A 6834-nucleotide genomic window follows, 5' to 3' on the forward strand; every position below is an offset into this window, starting at 1 on the left:
TTATTAAATCTTTAACTCTTATTTCCAAAGAATGATTAAGATTGTTAGATACTCAAATTCGGCATTTATTCCCCAATATCAAAAGAAACACTTATCGTTTGCATATCATGATATATTTGATTTCGATGAAGAAATGGAAAAATTACGAATTGAATATCCAAATATACAACAAAATTGGTATATTTTACAAGAACGCAATAGAAAACAACTGGAATTTTATAATATTGAGTTAGAAAACTTAAAATTTGGTATATGGGCATTTATCGATGGTCATGAAAACAAACAATCATTGAATCACATAAAAGGTAAATTGCCATTAAAATGGCAAGCTGAAATACCAAAAGGTACAACGGTATATAATATAAATTTAGAAAGAAAATTAAAAATTGAAGATTCTGAATGCGAATTATTCGGATTCTTTATTTCATCAAATGAATTATATAAACTAAAAAATATTAAACCTCAAGGAAAATATAATGATACTAGCAGAATTAAAAAAAGCAAATGAATTGATTGAACAATTAAAAGACGATAAGCAAGATTTAATCAATGAAATCATAAAAAATGCAATTAGAGATGTATATACAAATATCGATATTATTGGTAAATATAGCGATTGGTATTTATTATCAAATATTGCTCAATATGCATTTGAACTCGCCTTCTCAATTATTAGTAAGAAACAAACAAAAATGTTTGAGAGTATATTGCCTGCTATGAAATTTAGGCTGGATGTGATCAAAGCAAGAAGTTCACAATTCCCTGAAATTTGTATAAAATATTTATCTAGTGAAAAAATTATTGATGAATTTAACAAAGAAACTTTATTAGGAAAATATAATGATACTAACAGAAGAAGATAAACAAATTATTAAAAAATATGGGCATTTATTTAATAACACTGGAGGTAATGATATTATCGAACTTATTGAAAGAAATGATATCAATTACTTTTCGAATCCAATTGTAGCTGAACTTCAAGGTTGTTGTTATAGTCAATTACAATTATTGAAAACATTAAAATTAAACAATATAATTTAACTAAAAGAGATATATTTATGAAAAATAAACAAAAAGGTTTTACACTTATTGAATTGATGATTGTTATTTGTATTATTGGTATAGTTGGTACAATTATTCTTGGCGCTATTGGTAGTGGTATTTCGCCTGAGTTTTATCAACGGGGAGGTACTATTTGTAAAAGTGGTTACTTATGGAATATTGATATGAAAGGTCATCAAAGACAAGTATTAAATGAACATGGTGGTGGAGTAAATTGCCAATAATTTATTATAGTGAGATTGTTATAATATGACAAAGCAAACAGCAAAGCAAGTTGAAATGGAAGGCGGAAAATGGTTAGGTACAACAAGAGAATATTTACTAAATTACGTTAATAACAGTAATAATTTACGTTGGGGAAGTGATGATATAATTGTTGGTTTAACAGTGAAACAGTTAGAACATATAGTAGCTTTAGCAATTGCAACGGATCGTAACACGATAAAATAAAAGATTACTGGCACTATCTAAAAAATAGTGCCAGTAATTATCTTTATGCTACACAATTTGTACAAGCATCTCCGGTTGAAGCTAATACCCCAGAACTCGATCTAATATAATATAATGCTTTTAAATTATTCATTTTAAAAGCTAATTCGTGTAAATATGCAATATATTCTTCTTTCGCTTCGCTTGATAAAAATAGATTGATAGATTGAGCTTGATCAATATATTTTTGTCTTGACTCAGCAAGCCATAATATTTTTTCTTGTGAAACTTCAAAAGCCGTTTTAAATACTGTTTTTTCAAAGTCATCTAACCAATCAACATGTTGAATTGATCCGTGATGCAACACAATATCTTTGATATTTTCTTTATTATAAACTTTACGTTGTTTCATTATTTCCAATAATTTTGGATTTACCCTATCTACATCACCAGAAGCAGTTGCTTGAGTAAATGTATTTTTATATATTGGTTCAACACCTTGACTTACTCCTCCGCTTATTAAAGCATTTGTAATAGTTGGTGCAACTGCAATTTTATGGGTATTTCTTTCACCATAACCAATACACCATTCTGGTTCACCTAATATCTCAGCTAACCATTTTGAGGCTCTTGTCGTTTCTTCTTGGAGTTTTTTGAATACTTCTGTATTGAAATAATTCGTTTCAATTGAGTCAAAAGGAATCATGTGTTCTTGTAAATAAGTATGGAATCCCATTACACCTAAACCAATCGCTCTTCCTTTTTTAGTGAAGTTGATTACTTTTTCAAGACCAGGTTTATCTTTTGCCGTTTCAAGAAAATCTGAAACAACGCAATCAAGAAATACTGTCGCAACAAAAATAGCATCCGTATCTTTCCATTTATCCCAAGAAGCTAAATTCATTGAAGAAATAATACACGAAAATGTGTGCTCTTCATCAGAAAATAATGCAATTTCTGTACAATTATGTACTAATATACCATTTGCAAAAAACGATTCAGTTTCAGGGACAGTTAAATCATATACAGGTTCTTTATCATAACCACTCATCAATTTAATATCAGTAATATAAACTTCACCTGTATCAGTTATCAATATATCATCTTGCATCAGATTTATTGCTTCTAACCAACCAACATTTTTAACATATATTAAATGATTTGAAGTACATTCTAACAATTTATTATCTGAAGTTTGTATATGTACCAATTCAGATACTTTACCCGTCATACCTGCATTAGTGATATTAGAATAAAATATCTTACCATCTTTATATGTTTTCACTTTCAATACTTGGGTATCACCTCCAAATTTTTTATAAAAAGGAAAATCTTTTACTAATTCACTAATTGGTAATGTTGTCTGCGACCCATCTAAATATTCAATATCTATCAATGTATCTCCCTTTAAACAAAGATTAGATGCTTTTACCTCTAATCCGTGTTTTTTATACATTTCTGGATTTGCTCTATTTACCTTATCAATGAAAAAGAAATATCCCTTACCAGTCAACATTTTTAAATACAATGCTTCTTGAAATCTTCCTAACGCTTCCGTATCCCCATTATCTAATCTTTCAATAAAAGAATCTTTAATAATCCACCCAATATTTGCATCTTCCGGATTATTTTTAATATACCCAGTTAATTCATAAAAATCATCGTGTTCAATTTCAACATATCCAGCCCAAGCTCCCCTTCTCGTTGAGCCTTGTGAAATATCCTGCGACATTTGTACGAAATCTTTGAATACTGGTAAAATTCCGCTTGCTTTTGCAGATGAATTTGTGATTTTACTACCTCTTGGTCTAATATTCCCAAGATATCCACTTGTACCAAAGCCGTTTTGGGTTAATGTAGCAGCTTCCATTTGAGATAAATAAAAATCTATTACTGAATCCCCAATTGAACCACCTGAACAACTTACAGCGCACCCAGTTGGCATTCCCATGTTCGATAAAACTGGAGATGCTAACCCAAAATATCCTTCCCATAAAATATTAAAGAATTTTTGTTCCCATTCATCTCTTATATTTTCTGGCAGGTATTTCGCTGCTTGTTTTGTTATTCTATTGAAAGCAGAAAATAAATCTGGATATTCTGGGGTAAGATATTTATCCTTGAGGACTTGCCATCCTCCAGTTGTTACCCATAAAGGTAACTTACCATCATTTTGTAATTGTTTACGCTCATCACTTAATTCTTTATAAATTGATTTATCTTCTTTCATTTTATTCCTTTATATCATATCCATTTGTATTTGCGAAATCTTTCAATTCTTCTTTGCTTTTGAATCGAATTATAATATTATGATCATCAGTGATTGATCCATTTTCATTATATAAACTCCATCTATAAGGGGTTCTTATGTTATCGGTATATTTTATCTTAACCCCAATATTTTTCCTTCTGTATGGGGGTTTATCTCCTATTACAGGAGAAAATGTTGCTATACTTGCAGTAGTTGTATCTTCTTTGATATAATCTTTGAATCTTTTCATTTATAATTTCATCCCTGTCCATATAAATTTACTTTTAACCCATGTCCTAGCATATCCATTATTCATTTGACTAAAGAAATCATGTAACTTAGAACCATTGATATTTTTATAAAACCAATCTTTGATGGGATTATAACTAGGGTTAAATATTTTCTTTAATCCTAATTGTTGTAAACATAAATCTATTCTTGATTCAACAAAATTTTGTAATTGATGAGGAGTTATACCTTTGATAGAACCTTTTTCAAAAAATAAATTGATAATTTCAAATTCATGCTCTTTTATGATATGAGACGTTTCATATATTTCTTGTTCCAATCTTATTATATCTTCTTCAGTTATCGCTTTTTCCTGTTTTGCTTCGTCTAATAATGTTTTGAATAACCAGGCGCCTGCCAATGAATGCAAATTTTCATCATTCACTGAAAAACCAATGCCACTATTAGTTGCCATCAATTTATTTTTTCCTTCAGCTTGGAAATGTTTTAAGAATGCAAAAGAAGAATATAATACTGCACCTTCGAGGATAGAAAAAATACCAACAGATTTTAATATATCAAAAACAGAATCTCTTTTTTCTACTCTTCTACCAATCCATTCCATTCTATTTTTTAAAGCTGGAATATCAATATATGATTCATAAAATTCATCAGTATTTAATCCGAGAATTTCATTTAATTTATTATAAAAAGGGGCGTGAACATTTATTTCGATAAAAGAAAAACAATTAGCCATTCTTTGAATTTCTGGTCTCGGGAATACTTTAGCAACATAATTAGACCAGTATTCATTACCGATTTCTAATTCATATTTTAAGAATAATTTAAGGAGAGTGGTTACTGCATGATATTCCGATTTGGTAAAATTCGTTCGTAAATCGTGTAGATCTTTTTCGACATCAATTTCTGTTGGAAACCACATTATTGAATTTTGTTCTTCAATGAACTTCAATGCAATTGGATAATCAATGGTATATGTTGTTTTTTTCTCCAAAATCCTTGGCATAATACTTCCTTGTATAAAATGAAATGATCAATTAAATTGATCTAGGTTATGATTTTAAGTGTTGCGAAGATATTTATTTAATGATATAATAATTTTCATGAAACATTTCTGGTGTAATATTATAAATTCCCCCTGAAATCAGTTTTATTGCCCAATTACCTACTGTAAAAGCATGATTATATTCACTTTTATTGAAATTTTCTGAATTATTTATTTCTTCATCAAAGCACCATTCATGTGCATTATTTCCAGTTAAAATAAATTCTTTTATTTCTTCAATATTCGTCCCATCATAACGAATACCTTCTAGAACAGGAGATTTAATACATATTTTTTCTATCATTTAACTTATCCTAATAAAACATTTTTTGAATTCTGTTATTGACATTTTAGTAACATTTTTATCTGCCCAAGGAAGGATTTCAAAATATATTTCATTTTTACTATTTACTTTGATAACAGTTACTAAAGTATCCGATAATATTTCTCTATTTCCAAATTCATTTGAAATCACGAAATTTTTAATTGATTTCCATTTACCAGAATAATCTTGGTTCTTAAATATATTTGATATGATTTTACTAAATATTTTTTTCATGAAAATTAACCACTATATAAAAATGTATTTCTTGTTGATTGTTGTTTATTTTTTATTGCCTCTGATATATCTTCAAGACATGATGGACATATACAATGATCAATCCAATCTCTATCTACATAAAGATTTTCCCTTGACCACTGTAGCCATTTTTTTATGTCTTCTCTTGCTTTTGAATCTTTATGACAAATATCACAAGTTAATAATTCGATTGTTTGTTTACCCATTTCATCCTCAAATTGGTATAACCCATTCAATACCAAAACTATATTTGTATATAGTTCCATCACCTCGTTCAATATAAAAGTAAGATTCTTTTTTATTGAATCGACCCAAAATTTCTGTTGTATAATCTTTACATTTGAATATACATATTTGATCTTGTGTTAATGGTAATGTATGATAATCCACCCATCCACTAATATCAATTTTTGACCCATTTATTTTCTTTATTTTATTGATTTCTGATTGTAATTCTTCAATATAATCTGCACAAGCATCAAACAAATCACCATCATAACTATTATCCCAAAACCAAGTATCTGGATCATCAGAATAATTCTTATATTTTTCTTCAATATGATTAGGAATCAGCTCTCTAACACGTTTATAACTATAATACGCCATCAATAATCCCTAATATAATAATCCGCTTTAGCTAATAATTGCCATATACCATTTATATCATGACAATCTATGAATTTACGTTCGTTATCGGTACCAAATAATATGAAATGATCTTCCATACGAAATATTTCGCATTTACCATCATTAAATGATATGGTTGTATATTCTTTCATATCAACTATCTGATTATATAATATACTATCATCTATGATCCAGTCAGATGGATCTAAATCATATAACGGATCGTAAGAAACTGGTTTGTTTCTTATTAGGTCCACTATATAAATATTGTCATCAAAATCACATAAACCAATATGTTCATTAGTTATTATGTGTCTAAGTATTCTTTTATTCAAAAGGGCAGTATATAATTCTTTTTGTGTTTTCATAAATTACTCAATACAGTATAATCTAAACCGTTCTAATTAGTCTTTTGCTCTATCTTCATATGCACAAGAAGTTTCAAATGATTCCTGATCAGAAAAACTATATTGAATAATCCAAGAATTATTTCTATAAAAATAATGCACTGATCGTACGTGTTGAGGGTTAATTAAACTACCATTCATGGTTTTAAACATTTTCATCTTTTTTTATCCATAATTCATAATA

The 6834-nt window shown here is 28.4% G+C and carries 13 protein-coding genes; 5 read left to right on the forward strand and 8 right to left on the reverse strand.

Annotated elements, in window-relative coordinates; all coding sequences use genetic code 11:
• Positions 1 to 31 precede the first annotated feature (31 nt).
• Genes PHC28_RS13755 through PHC28_RS13775 form a run of 5 tightly spaced genes read left to right on the forward strand, consistent with a single transcriptional unit; the run spans position 32 to position 1512 of the window.
• Positions 32 to 508 carry a hypothetical protein gene (locus PHC28_RS13755; protein WP_300101717.1) on the forward strand — a complete coding sequence of 159 codons (477 nt, stop codon included), beginning with the start codon at positions 32 to 34 and terminating at the stop codon, positions 506 to 508.
• Positions 477 to 863, forward strand: a complete 387-nt coding sequence (locus PHC28_RS13760) for a hypothetical protein (RefSeq protein ID WP_300101722.1) — start codon at positions 477 to 479, stop codon at positions 861 to 863. Before PHC28_RS13755 ends, PHC28_RS13760 begins: the two co-directional genes overlap by 32 nt.
• Positions 841 to 1041, forward strand: a complete 201-nt coding sequence (locus PHC28_RS13765; RefSeq protein WP_300101726.1) for a hypothetical protein — start codon at positions 841 to 843, stop codon at positions 1039 to 1041. The genes PHC28_RS13760 and PHC28_RS13765 overlap by 23 nt, the downstream gene beginning before the upstream one ends.
• Before the next feature lie 17 nt (positions 1042 to 1058).
• On the forward strand, positions 1059 to 1286 hold the full coding sequence (locus tag PHC28_RS13770) for a prepilin-type N-terminal cleavage/methylation domain-containing protein (RefSeq protein WP_300101730.1): 228 nt from the start codon (positions 1059 to 1061) through the stop codon (positions 1284 to 1286).
• Between the two features lie 25 nt (positions 1287 to 1311).
• Positions 1312 to 1512: a hypothetical protein gene (locus PHC28_RS13775; protein WP_300101733.1), complete on the forward strand. Its 201-nt coding sequence runs from the start codon at positions 1312 to 1314 to the stop codon at positions 1510 to 1512.
• 43 nt (positions 1513 to 1555) lie between these two features.
• On the opposite strand, the gene PHC28_RS13780 is transcribed toward PHC28_RS13775, so the two are convergent.
• From PHC28_RS13780 to PHC28_RS13815, 8 genes are all read right to left on the reverse strand, one after another.
• Complete coding sequence (locus PHC28_RS13780; protein WP_300101736.1) at positions 1556 to 3721, reverse strand: polymorphic toxin-type HINT domain-containing protein; 2166 nt, start codon at positions 3719 to 3721, stop codon at positions 1556 to 1558.
• A gap of 1 nt (position 3722) precedes the next feature.
• A complete protein-coding gene (locus PHC28_RS13785; protein WP_300101739.1) occupies positions 3723 to 3992 on the reverse strand; it encodes a hypothetical protein in 270 nt (89 codons plus the stop codon).
• The gene (locus PHC28_RS13790; protein ID WP_300101740.1) at positions 3993 to 4985 is read right to left on the reverse strand and encodes a ribonucleotide-diphosphate reductase subunit beta; all 993 of its coding nucleotides are present in this window, start codon (positions 4983 to 4985) and stop codon (positions 3993 to 3995) included.
• An 85-nt stretch (positions 4986 to 5070) separates the two neighbouring features.
• The gene (locus PHC28_RS13795) at positions 5071 to 5340 is read right to left on the reverse strand and encodes a hypothetical protein (protein ID WP_300101742.1); all 270 of its coding nucleotides are present in this window, start codon (positions 5338 to 5340) and stop codon (positions 5071 to 5073) included.
• The gene (locus tag PHC28_RS13800) at positions 5341 to 5595 is read right to left on the reverse strand and encodes a hypothetical protein (protein ID WP_300101745.1); all 255 of its coding nucleotides are present in this window, start codon (positions 5593 to 5595) and stop codon (positions 5341 to 5343) included. It lies immediately after the preceding gene.
• 5 nt (positions 5596 to 5600) lie between these two features.
• Complete coding sequence (locus PHC28_RS13805; protein ID WP_300101749.1) at positions 5601 to 5822, reverse strand: hypothetical protein; 222 nt, start codon at positions 5820 to 5822, stop codon at positions 5601 to 5603.
• A 7-nt stretch (positions 5823 to 5829) separates the two neighbouring features.
• On the reverse strand, positions 5830 to 6222 hold the full coding sequence (locus PHC28_RS13810) for a hypothetical protein (protein ID WP_300101752.1): 393 nt from the start codon (positions 6220 to 6222) through the stop codon (positions 5830 to 5832).
• Positions 6222 to 6611: a hypothetical protein gene (locus tag PHC28_RS13815; RefSeq protein ID WP_300101754.1), complete on the reverse strand. Its 390-nt coding sequence runs from the start codon at positions 6609 to 6611 to the stop codon at positions 6222 to 6224. Before PHC28_RS13815 ends, PHC28_RS13810 begins: the two co-directional genes overlap by 1 nt.
• Between the last annotated feature and the right edge of the window lie 223 nt (positions 6612 to 6834).

The organism is Flavobacterium sp., from assembly GCF_028712645.1.
In the GTDB taxonomy this organism is placed as follows: domain Bacteria; phylum Bacteroidota; class Bacteroidia; order Flavobacteriales; family Flavobacteriaceae; genus Flavobacterium.

What these genes read in the sequence shown, in the direction of transcription:
- PHC28_RS13770 (WP_300101730.1), top strand. Translation starts at nt 1,059, where the DNA reads ATGAAAAATAAACAAAAAGGTTTTACACTTATTGAATTGATGATTGTT.
- PHC28_RS13765 (WP_300101726.1), top strand. Translation starts at nt 841, where the DNA reads ATGATACTAACAGAAGAAGATAAACAAATTATTAAAAAATATGGGCAT.
- PHC28_RS13800 (WP_300101745.1), bottom strand. Translation starts at nt 5,595, where the DNA reads ATGAAAAAAATATTTAGTAAAATCATATCAAATATATTTAAGAACCAA.
- PHC28_RS13775 (WP_300101733.1), top strand. Translation starts at nt 1,312, where the DNA reads ATGACAAAGCAAACAGCAAAGCAAGTTGAAATGGAAGGCGGAAAATGG.
- PHC28_RS13785 (WP_300101739.1), bottom strand. Translation starts at nt 3,992, where the DNA reads ATGAAAAGATTCAAAGATTATATCAAAGAAGATACAACTACTGCAAGT.
- PHC28_RS13760 (WP_300101722.1), top strand. Translation starts at nt 477, where the DNA reads ATGATACTAGCAGAATTAAAAAAAGCAAATGAATTGATTGAACAATTA.
- PHC28_RS13795 (WP_300101742.1), bottom strand. Translation starts at nt 5,340, where the DNA reads ATGATAGAAAAAATATGTATTAAATCTCCTGTTCTAGAAGGTATTCGT.
- PHC28_RS13780 (WP_300101736.1), bottom strand. Translation starts at nt 3,721, where the DNA reads ATGAAAGAAGATAAATCAATTTATAAAGAATTAAGTGATGAGCGTAAA.
- PHC28_RS13805 (WP_300101749.1), bottom strand. Translation starts at nt 5,822, where the DNA reads ATGGGTAAACAAACAATCGAATTATTAACTTGTGATATTTGTCATAAA.
- PHC28_RS13755 (WP_300101717.1), top strand. Translation starts at nt 32, where the DNA reads ATGATTAAGATTGTTAGATACTCAAATTCGGCATTTATTCCCCAATAT.
- PHC28_RS13815 (WP_300101754.1), bottom strand. Translation starts at nt 6,611, where the DNA reads ATGAAAACACAAAAAGAATTATATACTGCCCTTTTGAATAAAAGAATA.
- PHC28_RS13810 (WP_300101752.1), bottom strand. Translation starts at nt 6,222, where the DNA reads ATGGCGTATTATAGTTATAAACGTGTTAGAGAGCTGATTCCTAATCAT.